This is a genomic window from Sphingopyxis sp. (assembly GCF_040216815.1).
Taxonomy (GTDB): domain Bacteria; phylum Pseudomonadota; class Alphaproteobacteria; order Sphingomonadales; family Sphingomonadaceae; genus Sphingopyxis.
The window spans coordinates 486,920-504,312 of record NZ_JAVJOJ010000004.1; the positions used below are offsets into that span (position 1 = coordinate 486,920).

A 17,393-nucleotide genomic window follows, 5' to 3' on the forward strand; every position below is an offset into this window, starting at 1 on the left:
AACGCCATGACCCTGATCGTTCATCACCTCAACAATAGCCGATCGCAGCGCATCTTGTGGCTGCTCGAGGAGATCGGCGTGCCGTATGAGATCAAATTTTACGATCGCGATCCCGTAACCAACCTGGCGCCGCCCGAACTCGTCGCGATCCACCCGCTCGGCAAGTCGCCGGTGCTGGAGGATGACGGCCGCGTCATCATCGAATCGGGGGCGATCACCGAATATTTGTGCGAGCGCCACGGCGGCGGGCATCTGGTCCCCGAACGCGGCACCGACGAGCATGTCAGCCACCTCGAATGGCTGCATTTTGCCGAAGGGTCGGCGATGACGCCGATCCTGCTGCGCATCTATACCGCGCGGCTCGGCGAGGCGGCGGCGCCGCTCGAACCGCGGATTGCGCAGCAACTCGACGCGCATTTTTCCTATATGGAAAGCCGCGTGGGCGCGAACGGCCATTTCATCGGCGACGGCCTGTCGGCGGCCGACATCATGCTGAGCTTCCCCGCCGAAATCGCGGTGATGCAGGGCATGGCGCCGCGCTATCCAAAGCTTGCCGCCTTTGTGAACGCATGTCACGCGCGCCCGGCGTGGCAGCGTGCGCGGGAGAAGGGCGGCGCCTATTATGGCTATTGAGCAGCGCTGGTGCGCGCTGCTGGTTGCCGGCGCCTTGCTGGCGGGCAGCGCCGCGGCGCAGAGCCCGTTGCTCGACGCGAAGGTGGAGCGCGAGGTCCATGCCGCGACCGGCGAGGCCTTCACGCCGGCAGCCGCCGACGAGGCCGAGGCGATGGACCGTTTCGCCGCTTATACGCTGGCGCTGGCGCGGCGGGACTTTGACGCGGCCTATGGCATGTTGCGGTTGTCGTTCCAGGCGTCGAGCCCGCGGCTGGAATGGGAGATGAATTTCCGCAAGCGGGCGGCGCTGTGGGCCGATGGCAGGATCCGCGTGTTGCGGCTGAGCTGGTACAGCGATCCCGCCGGGCAACCCCGCGGTCTTTATGCGGCGTTCGACTTTCGCGGCGACCGCAAGGATGGAACGATGGATTGCGGCTATGTCGCCGTGCATCGCGCCGAACCCGGCGCGCCTTTCACCATTGTGCGAACCGACACGACCGAAGTGCCGGTGCAGTTCATGGAAGAGGGCGTACCCAAGGCCGAGGTGCTGCGGCAGCTTCCCTGCTATTTGGGCAAGGGGATCGCGACTGACTTCTGATCATGCCGGACGATTGCCGCAGCGGCGACGAAGCGGCTTGTCGCACCGCCGCAAAATGCCTAATTCGCGCGCATGACATCGACCAACGACATTCGCCGCTCCTTCCTCGATCATTTCGCGGGTGCCGGGCATCATATCGAACCATCGGCGCCGCTGGTGCCGTATAACGACCCGACGCTGATGTTCGTCAACGCGGGCATGGTGCCGTTCAAAAATGTCTTCACCGGGCTCGAAAAGCGCTCCTACAGCACCGCGGCATCGTCGCAGAAATGCGTGCGTGCGGGCGGCAAGCATAACGATCTCGACAACGTCGGCTATACCGCGCGGCACCATACTTTCTTTGAAATGCTGGGGAATTTTTCCTTCGGCGACTATTTCAAGGAAGCGGCGATCCACCATGCGTGGACGCTGATCACGAAAACATGGGGGCTTGCGCCGGAGAAGCTGACCGCGACGGTCTATCACACCGACGATGAGGCGTTCGATCTGTGGAAAAAGATCGCGGGGCTGCCCGACGAGCGGATCATCCGCATTGCGACGAGCGACAATTTCTGGTCGATGGGCGACACCGGGCCGTGCGGGCCATGCAGCGAAATCTTTTACGATCATGGCGACCATATCTGGGGCGGCCCGCCGGGATCGCCGGAGGAAGACGGCGACCGTTTCGTCGAGATCTGGAATCTGGTGTTCATGCAATATGAGCAGCTTCCCGGCGGCGAGCGCGTCGACCTGCCGCGGCCGAGCATCGACACCGGCATGGGGCTGGAGCGCGTCGCGGCGGTGCTGCAGGGTGTCCACGACAATTATGACACCGACACGTTTCAGGCGCTGATCGCGGCATCGGTCGAGCTGACCGGCGTTGCCGCCGAGGGCGGCAGCCAGGCGAGCCACCGCGTGATCGCCGACCATCTTCGCGCATCGAGCTTTCTCGTCGCCGACGGCGTGCTGCCGTCGAACGAGGGGCGGGGCTATGTGCTGCGCCGGATCATGCGCCGCGCGATGCGCCACGCGCATCTGCTGGGCGCCAAAGACCCGTTGATGCACCGGCTGCTGCCGTCGCTCACCGCCGAGATGGGCGCCGCCTATCCCGAGCTGATCCGTGCGCAGCCGCTGATCGCCGAGACGCTGGAGCGCGAGGAGACGAAGTTCCGCCAGACTCTCGACAAGGGGCTGAAGCTGCTCGACGAAGCGACCGCCGGCATGGGCAAGGGCGACACGCTGGCGGGCGAGGTCGCGTTCAAACTTTATGATACCTATGGCTTCCCCTATGATCTGACCGAAGATGCGCTGCGCGCGCAGGATATATCGGTCGACCGTGCGGGCTTTGACGCGGCGATGGCGCAGCAGAAGGCGGCGGCGCGCGCGGCGTGGAAGGGCAGCGGCGAAAAGGCGTCGGACGAAATCTGGTTCGACCTTGCCGAAGCGAACGGCAGCACCGAATTTACCGGCTATAGCTCGACCGCAGGCGAAGCGACGGTCATCGGGCTGGTCAGGGACGGCAAGCCGGTCGACGAAGCCGGGGCGGGCGACGCGGTCGTCGTGCTGACCAACCAGACGCCCTTTTATGGCGAAAGCGGCGGTCAGATGGGCGACAGCGGGACGATCGCGACATTGGAAGGCGCGAAGGCGACGGTCAGCGATACCGGCAAGCCGCTCGGGCGGCTGCACACGCATCAGGCGAAAATCGAGGCCGGGACGCTGAAGGTCGGCGACACGGTGCAATTGACCGTCGATGCCGTGCGCCGCGACCGCATCCGTGCCAACCACAGCGCGACGCACCTGCTGCACGCGGCGCTGCGGAACCGGCTGGGTGGGCATGTGACGCAGAAGGGCAGCCTGGTTGCCGAGGATCGCTTCCGCTTCGACTTTTCGCACCCGAAGGCGCTGACCGCCGAAGAGATCGCCGACATCGAGGCGCAGGTGAACGCGCAGATTCGGGGCAACGAGCCGGTGACGACGCGGCTGATGACGCCGGACGACGCCGTCGCGGCGGGCGCGCTAGCACTGTTCGGCGAAAAATATGGTGACGAGGTGCGCGTGCTCAGCATGGGCAGGGCCGATGAGAACAGCTATTCGGTCGAACTGTGCGGCGGAACGCATGTGCGCGCGCTGGGCGACATCGCGCTGTTCAAGATCATCGGCGAAAGCGCGGTTTCGTCGGGTGTCCGCCGTATCGAGGCGCTGACCGGCGAAGCGGCGCGCACCTGGCTGAACGCCCGCGACGAGGCGCTGAAAGCGGCGGCGGGGGCGCTCAAAACCTCGCCCGAAGAGGTGCCCGCGCGCGTCGCGGCGCTCGCCGAGCAGCTCAAGAAGGCCGAGCGCGAGCTGGCCGATGCGAAGAAGGCGCTGGCGCTTGGCGGCGGCGGAAGCGGCGGCGGTGCAGCCGCTGGTGCGGCGGTCGAGCAGGTCGGCGATGTCGCCTTTCTGGCGCAGGTCGTCGACGGGCTCGATCCCAAGGAGCTCCGCGGCACGGTCGATGGCCTCAAAAAGCAGGTCGGCAGCGGCGTCGCGATGCTCGTCGCGATCAATGACGGGCGCGCCTCGGTTGCAGTCGGCGTGACCGACGACAAGACGGGCAGCCACAGCGCGGTCGACCTGGTCAAAGCCGCGGTCGCCGCGCTCGGCGGGCAGGGCGGCGGCGGCCGCCCCGACATGGCGCAGGGCGGCGGTCCCAATGGCGGCGCGGCGAGCGACGCCGTCGCGGCGGTCAAGGCCGCGCTCGCCTGAAACGGACGGATGTGAAACCCAGGAAAAAGACGCGGCGCATCGATCACGCCGAACGGCTGATCGCGGCGCCGCTGGTCGATGTGTTCGCGGCGTTCACCAGCGCCGACGCGCTCGCGCGCTGGCTACCGCCCGAGGGCGCGAACGGGACGTTCGAGCATGTCGACCTCCGCGCAGGCGGCGGCTTTCGGTTGCGGCTGACCTTCGACGACGCGCAAGCCGAGACCAAGAGCGATGACGACAGCGATGTGGTCGAGGTGTTTATCCCGACGCTCGATGAGGGGCGGCTGATCGTGTGGGAGGTCGAATTTGTGTCCGACGACCCGCGCTTTTCGGGGATGATGGCGATGCACTGGTATCTGTCGCGGCAAGGCGGCGGCACGCTGGTCACGATCGACGCGCATCATGTGCCGCCGGGGATTTCGGCGAAGGATCATCTGGCCGGGCTGAACAGTTCGCTCGCGAATCTGGCGGCGGTGGTGGAAAACTAAAGCCCCTCCCCTTTAGGGGAGGGGTTGGGGTGGGGCCTGTCAGATCGCGCAAGGCCGCTGGCCCCCACCCGCTGCGACTAACGAACAAGTTCGTAAGTCTCGCTGCCCTCCCCTGAAGGGGAGGGCGGGTTATGTCTCCACCCCCTTTGCCTTCCCCCACGCGCGCGCCGCCGTATACCCCAGATAGCCGGTGCCGAAGAGCGCGTAGAGCGGTTCGGGAATGCCGGCGAGATAGGCGTTCATTCCGTCGGCTATGCCCTTGGCCATCTCGGGCCGCGCGGCGGCGATCAGGCCCATGGGGATGGCCCAGAGCAGCAGCGCATACATGACGTAAAGAAAGCTCGGCCGCGCGCGGCTGGTCCACGGATCGGCGCTGTTCGCTTCGGCAACGATCGCGGTCATGCGGGTGCGGATCGCCTCCATCTCCTGACTGCCCTCGAGCTTCAACAGCTCGAGCTTGGCGCGGTCGCGCGCTTCGGGGTCGGGAATGATCTTGTCGATCAGCTTGGCGATGGGGCCGATCAGGCCTTCGATGATGCTCATAATGATGTCCTCTCGCTTCAAAGGTCAGAAAAAGTCAGCCCAATGGTGCGCAGAAAAGCTTCAGTTCGGGCCGATGCGGTTGGCGAGCCAGCCGTAGAGAAAGGCTTCCTGGCTGGGGCGGCGTTCGGCGAGCGCGATGTAGCGTTCGCCTTGCAAGGCCTCCATCGCGCGCACGAGCACGGTCTCGCCGCCCTTGCCGCGCGCTTTCAGAAAGCCGTCGAGCGCCGCCAGCGTGCGCGGGCCGATCATGCGGTCGACCGCGATGTCGGGATAGTCGCGCGCGCTGCGGTTGAGCGCGTTGAGCGCGCGCTGAAGAAATCCGGTGGCGGTTTCGGTGCCCATGTTGACGCCGGTGTCGAACAATTCGGCGGCGATCGCCGCGGCGCGCAGCGCCACCTTGTCGAAACCGGGACGCAGCCAATAGATGCGGCGGTAAATGGCGGCGGCCTCGGCGCGGGGCAGTGCGCGCATCGCGCCCGTATAACCCTGCGAACGGGCGACCGCTTCGGTAATTCCCCAACAGGTCGGACCGCCGCGGTCGGCGGGGTGGTTTACATATCGCCCTTCGCGGTCGATGACGGCTTCGATCAGCGCATCGGCGTCCAGCGCCAGGGCACGAGGTTGGGACATGATTCGCTCCTTATGGTTTTCGGAAGATCATAAACGAACCATATGGGAACAATGTAGGAAAGGATTTTATCATGCGGGCGTTGCAGGTGCGCGAATTGCTGCCCGATCATGGCGGGGTCGCGCTTGCCGACCTGCCGGTGCCAGACGTCGGGCCGGGCGAGGTGCGTGTGCGCGTGCGCGCCGCGGCGGTGAATTTTCCCGACCTGTTGATGACGCGCGGCGCCTATCAGCTGAAGCCCGACCTGCCGTTCGTCCCCGGCCTGGAATTTTCGGGTGAGGTCGACGCGGTGGGTGCCGGGGTGACGGGATGGTCGGTCGGCGACGCGGTCGTCGGCGGCAACCGCTTTGGCGCGATGGCCGAATATACGGTCGTTCCCGCATCGGCGCTCCGCCCCAGGCCCGCGGCGCTGGGCTGGGACGCGGCGGCGGCCTATCCGGTCGCCTATCTCACCGCCTATGTTGCGTTGCTGCGCGGCGCGCGCGTCGAACCGGGCGAATGGGTGCTGGTCCACGGCGCGGCGGGCGGGGTCGGGCTGGCGACGGTCGATCTCGCAAAAGCGATTGGCGCGCGCGTGATCGCGGCGGCGAGCAGCGCGGACAAGCGCGCGGCACTGGCGCGGCTCCATGCCCCCGACGCGGTGATCGCCGCGGCGCCGGGTTTTCGCGACGAGGTGAAGGCGTTGACCGCGGGGAAGGGCGCCGACGTCATCGTCGACCCGGTGGGCGGCGATGTGTTCGACGAATCGACGCGCTGCATCGCCTTTGGCGGGCGGCTGCTCGTCGTCGGCTTTGCATCGGGGCGCATTCCCGACCTGTCCGCCAACATGCCGCTGATCAAGGGATTTTCGGTGGTCGGCGTGCGCGCGGGCGAATATGGCCGCCGCTTTCCCGAACGCGGCGCAGAGAATCTGGCGGCGATCGACGCGCTGGCGGCCGAGGGGCGTATCCGCCCGCACGTCCACGCCGCGCTCGACCTTGCCGACTGGCGCGCGGGGTTCGCGATGCTGGAGGAGCGCGCGGTGGTGGGCAAGGTCGTGCTGCGGCCCTGACCTTGGCGCCGTAGCCCTAAAACAGCGTCCAGATCGGGTTGGCGGGGTCGCTGAGCAGCTTCACCGTCAGCGCCGCCGACATCAGCACCAGCACCGGACGGACGCCGCGGCCGCCATAGCGGATCGCGAGGCGCGCGCCGAGCTGGTTGCCCGCGACATTGGCGGCCGCCATCGCGATCCCGAGCAGCCATAGCATGTGACCACCGATCGCCATGGCCAGCACGCCGGCCAGATTGGTGGTAAGGTTGAGCAGCTTTGTGTTGCCGATCGCGCGGACGAGGCCGAGCCCGCCGAGTGCGACGAGCGCGAGGGTGAAAAAGGAACCGGTGCCGGGACCGAAGAAACCGTCGTAGAAGCCGATCGCGAGCGCGATGAGGACCAGCCCGGCCTGACCGACGCGCGCATGGCGATCGACGTCGCTCATCGGCGGGGCGAGAAGGAAATAGAGCCCCATCAGGATGAGCAGGACCGGCACGAAGGCGGAAAGGAAGTCGGAACTGATGAACTGAACCGTCGTCGCACCGGCGGCGGCGCCGACGAAAGTGGCGGCGGCGGGCCAGGCGAAGCGCGCAATGTCGACATGGCCGCTGCGCCAGAAGGTGTAACAGGCGGACGCGGTGCCGATCATGCTTTGCAGCTTGTTCGTCGCGAGCGCCGATACCGGCGGTACCCCGGTGGCCATCAGCGCGGGAATGGTCAGCAGCCCGCCGCCGCCGGCAAGCGCGTCGATCGTGCCCGCGACAAAGGCGACCGCCATCAGCAAGGCAATGGTTTCAGCGGCAAATTCCATGGCGGCGCCTTAGGCGCGGCTGCGGCCGCTGGCTAGATGCAGACGCCGAAATAGTTGCGCGGTGCAGGCCTCGGCAAAGCCCTGTTACTTTTGATGAAATTGGTCGGGACGAGAGGATTCGAACCTCCGACCCCCACACCCCCAGTGTGATGCGCTACCAGGCTGCGCTACGTCCCGACCGGCCCTGTTGGGCAGGCGAGGCCCCTAGCGCGGGTTGGCGGGGGATGCAAGGCTCTCCTGCGCAAAGCGCGACCACCCGTACGCACAATCGGCGCCGCGGGCTTGATGTGGCGCACGCGCTTCCCATTTTGTGCGGGCCAACCGTGGGGGAGGGCGCGTACGACAGGTTGCGCGCGCGGCCCCTCGTGTGATAGGCGCCGCGCCATCCTTGCGTGCCGGTCTCCTTGGGGATTGCGCCACGCTTTCGAACGGAAAGTCTTTCATTCATGTCGACGCAATTGCTTCTGACCCAGGCGGCCGGATCGGGCGGCGGGGCAGCCGGTTTCCTGATGCTGGTGCCCTATATTCTGATCTTTGCGGTTTTCTGGTTCTTCCTGATCCGCCCGCAGCAGGTGCGCGCGAAGGAACATCGCGCCAAGATCGCCGCGGTCAAACCGCGCGACCAGGTCGTCACCGGCGGCGGCATCGTCGGCAAGGTCACGCGCGTCGACGATGATTATGCCGACGTCGAAATCGCGCAGGGCGTCAAGATCAAGGTCGTCAAGGCGACGCTGGCCGACGTTCTTCAACCCGGCGGCAAGCCCGCGAACGACTGACGCGACGGGGTCGGCGGCAACGCACGGGCCCCCTTTGCAATCGGATCACAGACCATGCTCGATTTCCCGCGCTGGAAGACCATCGGCATCAGCATCATCCTGCTGCTCGGCGTCCTTTTTGCCATCCCCAGTTTCCTGCCGACCAAGACGTTCGAAAGCCTGCCCGGCTTTGCGCAGGCCAAGGTCAATCTGGGGCTCGACCTTGCCGGCGGCAGCCATCTGTTGCTCGAGGCCGATATTGCCGACCTGCGCAAGACGCAGCTCACCAATATGGAAAAGACGGTGCGCACCGCGATGCGCGGGCAAAGCGGTCCCGACGACGACATCGCGATCGGCGAACTGTCGACGGCGGGCGGCCGCATCAGCTTCCTTGTTCGCGACCAGGCAAAGCTCGACGAGGCGCGCGAGCGGCTGTTCAGCGAGACGCAGGGCGCGGGGCTGACCGGGCAGCGCGACTGGAACATCGATGTCGTCGATTCGACGCGCATCGTCATGTCGCCGACCACCGCCGGGCAGACACAGGCGGTCGCCGACGCGATGGATACGGCGCGCGACATCATCGACAAGCGCGTCAACGAGCTGGGCACGCGCGAGCCGACGATCATCCGCGAAGGCAACGACCGTATCGTCGTGCAGGTGCCGGGGCTTCAGGACCCCGCCGCGCTCAAGGCGCTGATCGGGCAGACCGCGCGGCTTGAGTTCCGCATGGTCGACGCCAATGCCGACCCCAATGAAGCCGCCGCGGGCCGCGTGCCGGTGGGCAGCGAGATCGTTCCCTATGCCGAAGGTGAAGGCAATGGCGCGGCGTTCGAGGTGCTGCGCCGCCAGGTGATGATCAGCGGCGAACAGCTGATCAACGCGCAGCAAAGCTTTGATCCCCAGACGAACGAACCGGTCGTTTCGATCCGTTTCGATTCGGGCGGGTCGAGCATCTTCGCCAAGGTGACGGCGCAGAACGTCGGCAAAAGATTCGCGATGGTGCTTGACGGCAAGGTGCTGTCGGCGCCGTCGATCAACGAACCGATCCTGGGCGGCAGCGCGCAGATTTCGGGCAGCTTCAGCGTCGCAAGCGCGAACAACCTGGCGATTTCGCTGCGGTCGGGCGCGCTGCCGGTGAAGATGGAGGTCGTCGAGGAACGCACGGTCACGCCCGAACTCGGCGCCGATTCGATCCGCAAGGGCGCGATCGCGGGCATCATCGCGACGGTCGCCGTGCTCGCCTTCATGATCGTCGTTTATGGCCGTTTCGGCATTTATGCGAACGTCGCGCTGGTCTTTAACATCGCGCTGATCGTCGCGATCATGGCCGCGTTCAACGCGACGCTGACACTGCCGGGCATCGCGGGTTTCGTGCTCACCATCGGCGCCGCGGTCGACGCGAACGTGCTGATCAACGAGCGTATCCGCGAAGAATTGAAGCGCGGGCGCCGCGTGTTCCAGGCGGTCGAGCTTGGCTATTCGGAAGCGAGCCGCGCGATCTTTGACGCCAATATCACCAACGTGATCGCGGCAGGGCTGATGTTCTGGTTCGGATCGGGCCCGGTCAAGGGCTTTGCGGTCGTGCTGACGATCGGCATCATCACCAGCGTGTTCACCGCGGTGACGGTGACGCGCCTGTTCGCCGCGCGCTGGCTGCACAAGACGCGCCCCGCGTCGCTGAATATTTGAGGAGGGACCGGTCATGCGTCTCCTGAAACTCGTCCCCGACAACACCAACATCCAGTTCCTGAAATGGCGCAACATCGCCATGGTCATCAGTTTCCTGATGATCGCCGCGTCGATCGCGCTCGTGGCCGTGCGCGGATTGAACCTGGGCGTCGACTTTGTTGGCGGCCAGTCGGTGCGCGTCGAATTTACGCAGGACATGCCGCCGATCGACGAAATCCGCGAAAAGGTCGGGGCCATCGGCCTCGGCGAAGCGACGATCCAGCAGTTCGGGTCGGACAAGGCGGTGTCGATCCGCACTGCGCTGCCCGAAGGTGACAAGGCCGCGGCCGAGCGTGCGGGGCAGCAGCTCGTCGCGGGGATTGCAAAGGCGTTTCCGACCGCGAAGACTGGGTCGGTCGAAACCGTGTCGGGCAAGGTGTCGGAGGAGCTGCTGCGCACCGGCGCGCTCAGCCTGATCCTCGCGATGATCGCGATTTCCATCTATATCTGGATCCGTTTCGAATGGCAGTTCGGGGTGGGCGCGTTGTTCGCGCTGTTCCACGACGTTGCGCTGACCTTTGGCTTTTTCGCGCTGACGCAGATGCAGTTCGACCTCAATATCGTCGCCGCGCTGCTGACCATCATCGGCTATTCGCTCAACGACACGATCGTGGTGTTCGACCGGATTCGCGAGAATCTGAAGAAATATCGCAAGATGGAAATCATTCCGCTGCTCGACCTCAGCATCAACGAGACGCTGGCACGCACGGTGATGACCAGCTTTACGATGCTGATCGCGCTCGCGGTGCTGCTGTGGGTCGGGCCCGATGTCATCTTCGGCTTTACCGCCGCGATGCTGCTCGGCATTTTTGTCGGCACCTATTCGTCGGTCTATATGTCGGCGCCGATCCTCGTCTGGCTGAAGGTCGGTCCCGACAGCTTCGTGCCGCGAACGACCGCCGTGACCGAAGGCGCCGAGCGCGTTTCGAGCAAGAACGACGACGGCGCGGTGGTTTAAGCCGAGAGCGGAGCGGATGTTGTCTTAGGGGTGGAAAGCGGACTTCTTCAATTCCGTCATCCCGGCGAAGGCCGGGATGACGATGGAAGAGATGTCGTATTCCGGTCGAAACTCGACCTCCCGGCCGTCCGCGCCGCTCTAGCGGCGCGCGCAGCGCCTCAGATGGTCGGCCAGTTCGCGGCCGTTTCGGTCCCAGTCGAAGCGCCCGCTGAGGGTGGCGGCCACCTCGTCGGGTGACGGCGGCGCTGCGAGGACAGCCGCGACGGCGTCGGCGATCGCGCCCGGCGTGCGCGCCACGATGCGGCCCGCGACGGGCAGGCGCACGAGTTCGGCGGCGCCGCCCGCGTCGCTGATGATGATGGGCGTCCCGCAGGCGAGCGCTTCGACCCACGCATTCGCCAAGCCTTCGCTCGCCGACGGCATGACGACGGCGTCGGCGGCGCGATACAGCTGCGGCAGGTCGGAATTGGCGACAGGCCCCAGGAAATGCACGCGCCCTTCGACGCCAAGCCGGTGCGCGAGCGCGCGATAGCGGCCCTCTTCCTCGCCCGCGCCGGCGAGCCAATAATGCACGCCGGGCAGCGCGGGCAGCGCCGCGATCACCAGCGCCTGTCCCTTGCGCTCGATCAGCGCGCCGACCGAGAGGATCGCCGGGGCATCGGCGCCCATGCCGAACGCCGCGCGCGCCGCGGCGCGGTCGCCGGGGTGAAAGCGTGCATGGTCGATGCCGGTGTAATGGACCGTCACCTTGGCGGGATCGATGCCGATCGCCGCCATGTCGCGGCGCATCGCGGCGGACACGGCGAGCAGGCCTGCCGCCTTGGCCCCGGCCTCGATCACCTGCGGCGCCGTTGCGGGATCATGGCCGAAATGGCTGATATCGGCGCCGCGCGCCTTGGCTGAAAAGGGCAGGCCGAGCGTATCGGCCACACGCATCGCGGCGGAGCCGTCGGGATAGAAGAATTGCGCGTCGACGACGTCGAAACCCTGCCCGGCGACGGCACCCAGCACGGCGCGCGCAACCGCCGCCGGATTGAAACGTGCGCTGTAGCGCGGAATGAGCGTAAAGCGGGGCCGCAGAATGGAAAGACCGTGCCATGTCTCGGCGCGCGGCAGGCCGCGTAACGCCCGGTAGCGCGGGTGCAGCGAGAGCGGGAAAGGCGGGAGGCCGACCGGGGCGACGATGGTGAGCTCGATGCCGGGCTGCGCCGCGAGCGCGCGCAGGCTTTTTTCGACGAACAGGCCGAAGTTGGGGCGCGCCGCGTCGGGGAACAGGGTGGCGATGGACAGGATGCGCAGGGGAGTCACGCGCGGCCGCTCGCAATGACGGATATTTTGGTCACAGGCTGCGCATCAGTCGCACCGCGACCGCGGCCCAGGGCGGATTGCTGACGACCTGCTGGCGCTGTCCGGTGCCGAGCGGGAGCAGGTGCAGCTTTTCGCCGTCGACATTGAGGAGGCGCGCGAAGAAGAAGCGGCCGGCGGGGCGCGGGACGAGCAGGTCGCGGTTGAGCGCCTGCGTCCAGTCGCCCTCGATCCGGCGGCACCAGATTTCGTCGCCCGCGCGATAATCCCCGATCGAGGAGGTGACGCGCACCGCGACCATATCCTCGCCGGGCCGCGCTGCGAGCGCCTGTTCGGTCTGCGTGGGAGCGTGCGCGCCGTCGGCGCCGAGCAGCGCGGTGATCGTCAGCTGGGCATCCTGCGGCAGACGGACGAGCTCGGCTGCATCGACCCCCAGCGCCGCGGCGATGCGGTTCATCCAGCCGAGCGACAGTGTGCGCGTCCCCGTTTCGAGGCGGCCGATCGTCTGCGCGGTGGTCGGCGGGTCGCAGCGAAGGGCGACCTCTTCGAGCGTCAGTCCTTTGGCGCGGCGGACGGAGCGGATGCTGTTAATCACTGGCGCGACCTTTTCGATAACCAAATCGGTTTTTTCTTTCCTACATAATCATCCAATGTCAAGCCCGTCTCCCGCCGAAGGAGATCGACATGACCGCACGCCGCCTCGAAACGCATATCCATCCCGACGACCGCATCGACCCCGGCAAGGCGGGGCCGCAGGTCATGCGGCACGTCACCGTCAATGTGGCCGAAAGTCCGGTCGCCTGGCTGGCATCGCGCGGGTTGTTGACATCGGCGCAGCGGCTGGCGGGCGAGCGGCTGCGCGCCGATTATGAGCGCGCCGGGTTGGGCGCGCGCGTTACGATGCGCTGGGACGCAGCGCCGCCGGGCAAGAGTCGCGGCGGAACGCGCGCCGCCGACGCGTCGCTCGCGCGGATCGATGCGCACCGGCGCTTTCACGCCGCGCTTGATGCCGCAGGACCAGGACTCGCCGACATTTGCTGGCGCGTGATCTGCGCGGGCGAGGGGATTGGCAGCGCGGAAAAGGGGCTGGGCTGGCCGGCGCGATCGGGCAAGCTGGTGCTGGGGTTGGCGCTCGACCGCCTCGCGCGCTTCTATGGCACGCGATAGCAAAGTTCGTTTTTTGCCGGACGGACGATTGCCAGCGCGATCGCGCCGCCCTATTTCCGTTGCATCACGAAACCGAAATCCGACGGGAGATGCGCCATGACCGACCTGCCCCAAACCAACCTGACCATGCTGACGCTCGTGAAGGCGCAAGGCGAGCTCGAAGTCTCGCTCGAAGCGCGGCCGATGCCCGAACCCAAGCCGCATGAAGTGGTGGTGAAGCTGCTCGCGGCGCCGATCAACCCATCGGACCTTGGGCTGCTGTTCGGCGGTGCCGACATGACGACCGCGCGCGCATCGGAGCGGGGTGGGCTGCCCGTGCTGACCGCCGATGTGCCGCCCGCGGGTATGCGCGCGATGGCGGGGCGCGTCGGCGAAGCGATGGCGATCGGCAATGAAGGTTGCGGGATCGTCGTCGCGGCGGGGTCATCGGCGGAGGCGCAAGCACTGCTGGGCAAGACGGTCGCGGTGCTGGGCGGCGAAATGTATGCCGAATATCGCTGCCTGCCCGTTCAGATGGCGATGCCGCTGCCCGATGGCACCGATCCCCGCGACGGCGCCTCCTGTTTCGTCAACCCGCTCACCAGCCTGGCCTTTACCGAAACGATGCGGATGGAGGGACACAGCGCGATCGTCCACACCGCGGCGGCGTCGAACCTGGGGCAGATGCTGGTCAAGATTTGTGCGAAGGACGGCATCCCGCTCGTCAACATCGTGCGCAGCGAGGCGCAGGTGGCGCTGCTCAAAGGCATCGGGGCGCACTATGTCGTAAACAGCAGCGCCGACGATTTTATGGACCGGCTGATCGACGCGATCGCCGAAACGGGCGCGACGATCGGTTTCGACGCAACGGGCGGCGGCAAGCTGGCGGGGCAGATATTGACCGCGATGGAGGCAGCGGCGGTGCGGCGCATGACGACGTACAGCCGCTATGGTTCCGATACTTTCAAGCAGGTTTATATCTATGGCGCGCTCGACCTGTCGCCGACGACCTTCTCGGCGCGCAGCTTCGGGTTGACGTGGGCGCTTGGCGGCTTTCTGCTGACGCCTTTCATGGCGAAGGCGGGCGCCGAGGTCGTTGCGCGGATGCGCCAGCGCGTCGTCGACGAACTGACGACGACCTTCAAGAGCCACTACAGCCACGAAATCTCGCTGACCGAAGCGCTCGATGTCGCAACGGCGCAGGCCTATAATGCCAAGCGGACGGGGGAAAAATATCTGATCCGCCCGCACGGATAGGAAAGGGCCCACCGGCGGTGGCCGGTGAGCCCTTGATGTCGGGATTATGGGTGGGCCGGTAAATGGGGCGCCCTGTGGCGACCGGCCCTCGGCCGCTCTATGGCGCGAGGATCGCGACGGTGAGGTAGAGCAGCAACGGCAGGCCGAAGCCGAGGAGCGTCAGGGCGACAAAGGCAACGCGCGTCCACAAGACATCGAAGCCAAAATGGTCGGCGATCCCGGCGCACACGCCAAAGATCATGCCGTTTTGGCGATTCTTGCGAAAACCCTGTTTCATTTCTTTCCTTTCCATCCCGGCCCTGCGGGCCGGCGTTCTTTTCGGAGGAGGTTGTCAGCCGATCAGACGATCAGCTGGCCAACCTGCGCGCCATTCTGGCCGACGATTGCGAGCAGCATCGCCGAAGCATAGAGCGAAGCGAAAGCGGCGAGGGCATAGCTTTTGACGGCGTTGACGTTGAAATGAGCCATGATGTTATCCTTCCTTGAACCTTCCATCCGGCCTATCCGGTGGATGCCAATGACAATGCAGGAGGCGTGCCAATTGCATTCATCGGCGGTTAAGCGCGGTTTTTGGGTTCCCGAAAAAATTTCACTGAGCGAAATTTATCGAGATATGTGAAATATTCCCGATCTCCGGTGAAAATTTCTTGTGATCATAGCTGGGGATGGCGCCGGCCGGGCTGGCGTCGTCGCATTTGCTGCGGTAGGCGCGGTTGGGCATGACGCTGATCCGCCTCTCGCTGACCGATTTTCGCAATCACGCCGGCGCGGATCTGGCGGCAGGACCGGGTCTGGTCGCCCTGCATGGGGAGAATGGCGCGGGCAAGACGAACATATTGGAAGCGGTCTCGCTGCTCGCGCCCGGACGCGGGCTGCGCCGCGCGCCACTGCCCGAGATGGTGCGCGACGGCGCGGTGGGAGGGTTCGCCGTGTTCGCGGAGGTCGCCGCGCAAGCGGGGCTGCCGCCGGTCGCGCTGGGAACCGGGATCGAGCCGGCGCAGCCCGGCCGCCGCATCGTCCGCATCAACGGCGCCGCCGCCGCGGCGACCGCGCTCGGCGAGTGGCTGGCGATATTATGGCTGACCCCCGCGATGGACCGGCTGTTCGTCGAAACGGCGGGCAACCGGCGGCGTTTTCTCGACCGCCTTGTCCTCGCGCTCGATCCGCGCCACGCGCAGCATGGCAACAGGTACGAAGCGGCGTTGCGCGCGCGCGGGCGGCTGCTCGCCGATCTGGCGGCTGCGGACGCCGCATGGCTCGCGAGCCTGGAGGCCCAGCTCGCCGAACATGGTGCGGCGCTCGACGCGGCGCGGCTGGAGACGCTCGCCGCGCTTTCGGCCGAGCTGGCGGGGCAGCCCGATGCGCCCTTTGCGCGGCCGTTGCTCACGCTGGTGAATAGCGAAGGCAAGGAACGCAGCGCGCCCTATACGGTCGACGCGCTGAAGGCGTTGTTTGCCGCGCGCCGGCGGATCGACGCCGCCGCGGGCCGCGCGACCGCGGGGCCGCATCGCGACGATCTGGCGGCGGTCCACGCCGCGACGGGACGCGCCGCGGCGCGCTGCTCGACGGGCGAGCAAAAGGCAATGCTGCTTTCGCTTGTCCTTGCCCACGGTGATTGCGTCGCGCGGCGGCGCGGGCAGCGCCCGGTGCTGCTGCTCGACGAAGTGGCCGCGCATCTCGACCCGCTGCGCCGTGCGGCGCTGTACGAGCGGCTGGCGGGGCAGGGAGGGCAGGCGTGGCTGACGGGCACCGAGGCCGCGCTGTTCGACGCGATGCCGGGCCCGGTGACGCGCTATCTTATTGCGGGCGGGCGGATCGCCGCGGGGTAACGCCGCAATTAATGGGTGATGGTGAAGCGATTGCCGCCGAAAGTGTAGCTCAGCGCGACGCCGACCGACGGCTGGTTACGCGAGCCGAGTTGGCGCGTGACCGGGGAATCGGCGGCATCGCCGACCAGCCGGTCGTAGCGGCCATAGACCCCGACGCCCCAGCGGCGGCTCAATTGGTGCAGATAGCCCGCGGTGAGGCCGATCGATTGCACTCCGCCGCCGGGCGAAAACGCGGGAAGCCCCGATGCCGTCGCTGCGGCCGGCCCCACACCGAAATAGGCGCGGGTGTATTTGGCGTCGCCAAGCGTCACGCGCGGGCCGATCGAAAACAGCCAGTCGTCGCCCGACCGCGCGACATAATCGGCGCTGACTTCGCCCACCCAGCCCTTGTGACCCGACAGGCCTTTGCGGCCCTCGACACGCAGGCGGAGCGCCGGGGTCAGGCTCATCTGCGCAAAGCCGCCTGCCTCGAAAGAGAAGCCGACCTTTGGCAAGTCGGCGCCAATGTCCGACGCCTTGCGTTTGCCAATGAAACCGAGCGCCGGACCGAAAGCGAAATCGCCCGAATGGATAAGTGGCGAACCAAAGCTTTCGTCGGGGGCCTCAAACTCGAATGTTTCGCCTTCTCGTGCGCGCGACAGGTCGACATAGGGGCCGATGCTGAATTTGTCGGCGCCGGGCCATGACGGCGACAGCTGGGGTCCGAGGATCAGGCGTGTGCGTTTTGCCGGGGTCTCCTCATCCGCGTGGGCCGATGCCGACACAGCCAGAACGACGAGAGGAGATATGGCGAACGCGAAACGGAAAGCTGAGATCACAAGGAAATTCCTTTTGTTTCAACTATAAATGTCCCGTGACACGCCTTGGTTCCCATGTAGCCCTGCCCGAACTGCCGTCATCCCGGCGAAGGCCGGGATCGCGCCGGTGCGAAAAGCCGAGAGGGTGAGATCCCGGCCTTCGCCGGGATGACGATAGAGA

General features: G+C 66.4%; 19 protein-coding genes and 1 tRNA gene. 11 read left to right on the forward strand and 9 right to left on the reverse strand.

From position 1 onward, the window contains the following. Positions 1 to 6 precede the first annotated feature (6 nt). From RIA72_RS06085 to RIA72_RS06100, 4 genes are all read left to right on the forward strand, one after another. On the forward strand, positions 7 to 633 hold the full coding sequence (locus RIA72_RS06085) for a glutathione S-transferase family protein (RefSeq protein WP_350031426.1): 627 nt from the start codon (positions 7 to 9) through the stop codon (positions 631 to 633). After that, positions 623 to 1,210, forward strand: coding sequence for a hypothetical protein (locus tag RIA72_RS06090; RefSeq protein WP_350031427.1), 588 nt, complete (start codon positions 623 to 625; stop codon positions 1,208 to 1,210). The genes RIA72_RS06085 and RIA72_RS06090 overlap by 11 nt, the downstream gene beginning before the upstream one ends. A 72-nt stretch (positions 1,211 to 1,282) precedes the next feature. After that, on the forward strand, positions 1,283 to 3,937 hold the full coding sequence (gene alaS, locus RIA72_RS06095; protein WP_350031428.1) for an alanine--tRNA ligase: 2,655 nt from the start codon (positions 1,283 to 1,285) through the stop codon (positions 3,935 to 3,937). 11 nt (positions 3,938 to 3,948) lie between these two features. Next, the gene (locus tag RIA72_RS06100; RefSeq protein ID WP_350031429.1) at positions 3,949 to 4,425 is read left to right on the forward strand and encodes an SRPBCC family protein; all 477 of its coding nucleotides are present in this window, start codon (positions 3,949 to 3,951) and stop codon (positions 4,423 to 4,425) included. A gap of 129 nt (positions 4,426 to 4,554) precedes the next feature. Here RIA72_RS06100 and RIA72_RS06105 read toward each other — a convergent pair whose 3' ends face one another. Further along, positions 4,555 to 4,968 (reverse strand): holin family protein, encoded by a 414-nt coding sequence (locus RIA72_RS06105; protein ID WP_350031430.1) that lies wholly within the window; start codon positions 4,966 to 4,968, stop codon positions 4,555 to 4,557. A gap of 60 nt (positions 4,969 to 5,028) precedes the next feature. Beyond that, entirely contained in the window at positions 5,029 to 5,598 is a 570-nt protein-coding gene (locus RIA72_RS06110) for a glycoside hydrolase family 108 protein (RefSeq protein WP_502957937.1), read from the reverse strand. Positions 5,599 to 5,669: 71 nt separating this feature from the next. Here RIA72_RS06110 and RIA72_RS06115 point away from each other — a divergent pair, with 71 nt between their 5' ends. Next, positions 5,670 to 6,647, forward strand: a complete 978-nt coding sequence (locus RIA72_RS06115) for an NADPH:quinone oxidoreductase family protein (RefSeq protein ID WP_350031431.1) — start codon at positions 5,670 to 5,672, stop codon at positions 6,645 to 6,647. Positions 6,648 to 6,663: 16 nt separating this feature from the next. Here RIA72_RS06115 and RIA72_RS06120 read toward each other — a convergent pair whose 3' ends face one another. Together RIA72_RS06120 and RIA72_RS06125 are read right to left on the reverse strand one after the other, a co-directional pair. Continuing rightward, a complete protein-coding gene (locus RIA72_RS06120) occupies positions 6,664 to 7,437 on the reverse strand; it encodes a TSUP family transporter (protein ID WP_350031432.1) in 774 nt (257 codons plus the stop codon). Positions 7,438 to 7,537: 100 nt separating this feature from the next. Beyond that, positions 7,538 to 7,614, reverse strand: a tRNA-Pro gene (locus RIA72_RS06125). Between the two features lie 269 nt (positions 7,615 to 7,883). On the opposite strand from RIA72_RS06125, the gene yajC reads away from it, so the two are divergent. From yajC to secF, 3 genes are read left to right on the forward strand one after another with little or no spacing between them, the layout of a single operon-like run. Continuing rightward, on the forward strand, positions 7,884 to 8,213 hold the full coding sequence (gene yajC, locus RIA72_RS06130) for a preprotein translocase subunit YajC (protein ID WP_338425102.1): 330 nt from the start codon (positions 7,884 to 7,886) through the stop codon (positions 8,211 to 8,213). Between the two features lie 54 nt (positions 8,214 to 8,267). Further along, positions 8,268 to 9,881, forward strand: coding sequence for a protein translocase subunit SecD (secD, locus tag RIA72_RS06135; RefSeq protein WP_350031433.1), 1,614 nt, complete (start codon positions 8,268 to 8,270; stop codon positions 9,879 to 9,881). 13 nt (positions 9,882 to 9,894) lie between these two features. Then, on the forward strand, positions 9,895 to 10,878 hold the full coding sequence (gene secF, locus RIA72_RS06140) for a protein translocase subunit SecF (RefSeq protein ID WP_350031434.1): 984 nt from the start codon (positions 9,895 to 9,897) through the stop codon (positions 10,876 to 10,878). Positions 10,879 to 11,016: 138 nt separating this feature from the next. On the opposite strand, the gene RIA72_RS06145 is transcribed toward secF, so the two are convergent. Together RIA72_RS06145 and RIA72_RS06150 are read right to left on the reverse strand one after the other, a co-directional pair. After that, positions 11,017 to 12,186: a glycosyltransferase gene (locus tag RIA72_RS06145; RefSeq protein ID WP_350031435.1), complete on the reverse strand. Its 1,170-nt coding sequence runs from the start codon at positions 12,184 to 12,186 to the stop codon at positions 11,017 to 11,019. A 31-nt stretch (positions 12,187 to 12,217) separates the two neighbouring features. Continuing rightward, positions 12,218 to 12,778, reverse strand: a complete 561-nt coding sequence (locus RIA72_RS06150) for a helix-turn-helix domain-containing protein (RefSeq protein WP_350031436.1) — start codon at positions 12,776 to 12,778, stop codon at positions 12,218 to 12,220. A gap of 89 nt (positions 12,779 to 12,867) precedes the next feature. On the opposite strand from RIA72_RS06150, the gene RIA72_RS06155 reads away from it, so the two are divergent. After that, a complete protein-coding gene (locus RIA72_RS06155) occupies positions 12,868 to 13,350 on the forward strand; it encodes a DUF6456 domain-containing protein (protein ID WP_502957938.1) in 483 nt (160 codons plus the stop codon). 96 nt (positions 13,351 to 13,446) lie between these two features. After that, the gene (locus RIA72_RS06160; protein WP_350031437.1) at positions 13,447 to 14,586 is read left to right on the forward strand and encodes a zinc-binding dehydrogenase; all 1,140 of its coding nucleotides are present in this window, start codon (positions 13,447 to 13,449) and stop codon (positions 14,584 to 14,586) included. 97 nt (positions 14,587 to 14,683) lie between these two features. On the opposite strand, the gene RIA72_RS06165 is transcribed toward RIA72_RS06160, so the two are convergent. Next, positions 14,684 to 14,863 carry a PspC domain-containing protein gene (locus RIA72_RS06165; RefSeq protein WP_350031438.1) on the reverse strand — a complete coding sequence of 60 codons (180 nt, stop codon included), beginning with the start codon at positions 14,861 to 14,863 and terminating at the stop codon, positions 14,684 to 14,686. Between the two features lie 62 nt (positions 14,864 to 14,925). Further along, the gene (locus RIA72_RS06170) at positions 14,926 to 15,054 is read right to left on the reverse strand and encodes a hypothetical protein (RefSeq protein WP_350031439.1); all 129 of its coding nucleotides are present in this window, start codon (positions 15,052 to 15,054) and stop codon (positions 14,926 to 14,928) included. 251 nt (positions 15,055 to 15,305) lie between these two features. Between RIA72_RS06170 and recF the strand changes: the two genes are divergently transcribed. After that, positions 15,306 to 16,415: a DNA replication/repair protein RecF gene (gene recF, locus RIA72_RS06175; protein WP_350031440.1), complete on the forward strand. Its 1,110-nt coding sequence runs from the start codon at positions 15,306 to 15,308 to the stop codon at positions 16,413 to 16,415. A gap of 8 nt (positions 16,416 to 16,423) precedes the next feature. On the opposite strand, the gene RIA72_RS06180 is transcribed toward recF, so the two are convergent. Further along, positions 16,424 to 17,233 carry a MipA/OmpV family protein gene (locus tag RIA72_RS06180; protein WP_350031441.1) on the reverse strand — a complete coding sequence of 270 codons (810 nt, stop codon included), beginning with the start codon at positions 17,231 to 17,233 and terminating at the stop codon, positions 16,424 to 16,426. Between the last annotated feature and the right edge of the window lie 160 nt (positions 17,234 to 17,393).

Coding starts and splice junctions, on each gene's coding strand:
- RIA72_RS06085 (WP_350031426.1), top strand. CDS start 7: ATGACCCTGATCGTTCATCACCTCAACAATAGCCGATCGCAGCGCATC.
- RIA72_RS06090 (WP_350031427.1), top strand. CDS start 623: ATGGCTATTGAGCAGCGCTGGTGCGCGCTGCTGGTTGCCGGCGCCTTG.
- alaS (WP_350031428.1), top strand. CDS start 1,283: ATGACATCGACCAACGACATTCGCCGCTCCTTCCTCGATCATTTCGCG.
- RIA72_RS06105 (WP_350031430.1), bottom strand. CDS start 4,968: ATGAGCATCATCGAAGGCCTGATCGGCCCCATCGCCAAGCTGATCGAC.
- RIA72_RS06110 (WP_502957937.1), bottom strand. CDS start 5,598: ATGTCCCAACCTCGTGCCCTGGCGCTGGACGCCGATGCGCTGATCGAA.
- RIA72_RS06115 (WP_350031431.1), top strand. CDS start 5,670: ATGCGGGCGTTGCAGGTGCGCGAATTGCTGCCCGATCATGGCGGGGTC.
- RIA72_RS06120 (WP_350031432.1), bottom strand. CDS start 7,437: ATGGAATTTGCCGCTGAAACCATTGCCTTGCTGATGGCGGTCGCCTTT.
- yajC (WP_338425102.1), top strand. CDS start 7,884: ATGTCGACGCAATTGCTTCTGACCCAGGCGGCCGGATCGGGCGGCGGG.
- secD (WP_350031433.1), top strand. CDS start 8,268: ATGCTCGATTTCCCGCGCTGGAAGACCATCGGCATCAGCATCATCCTG.
- secF (WP_350031434.1), top strand. CDS start 9,895: ATGCGTCTCCTGAAACTCGTCCCCGACAACACCAACATCCAGTTCCTG.
- RIA72_RS06155 (WP_502957938.1), top strand. CDS start 12,868: ATGACCGCACGCCGCCTCGAAACGCATATCCATCCCGACGACCGCATC.
- RIA72_RS06160 (WP_350031437.1), top strand. CDS start 13,447: ATGACCGACCTGCCCCAAACCAACCTGACCATGCTGACGCTCGTGAAG.
- RIA72_RS06165 (WP_350031438.1), bottom strand. CDS start 14,863: ATGAAACAGGGTTTTCGCAAGAATCGCCAAAACGGCATGATCTTTGGC.
- RIA72_RS06170 (WP_350031439.1), bottom strand. CDS start 15,054: ATGGCTCATTTCAACGTCAACGCCGTCAAAAGCTATGCCCTCGCCGCT.
- recF (WP_350031440.1), top strand. CDS start 15,306: ATGACGCTGATCCGCCTCTCGCTGACCGATTTTCGCAATCACGCCGGC.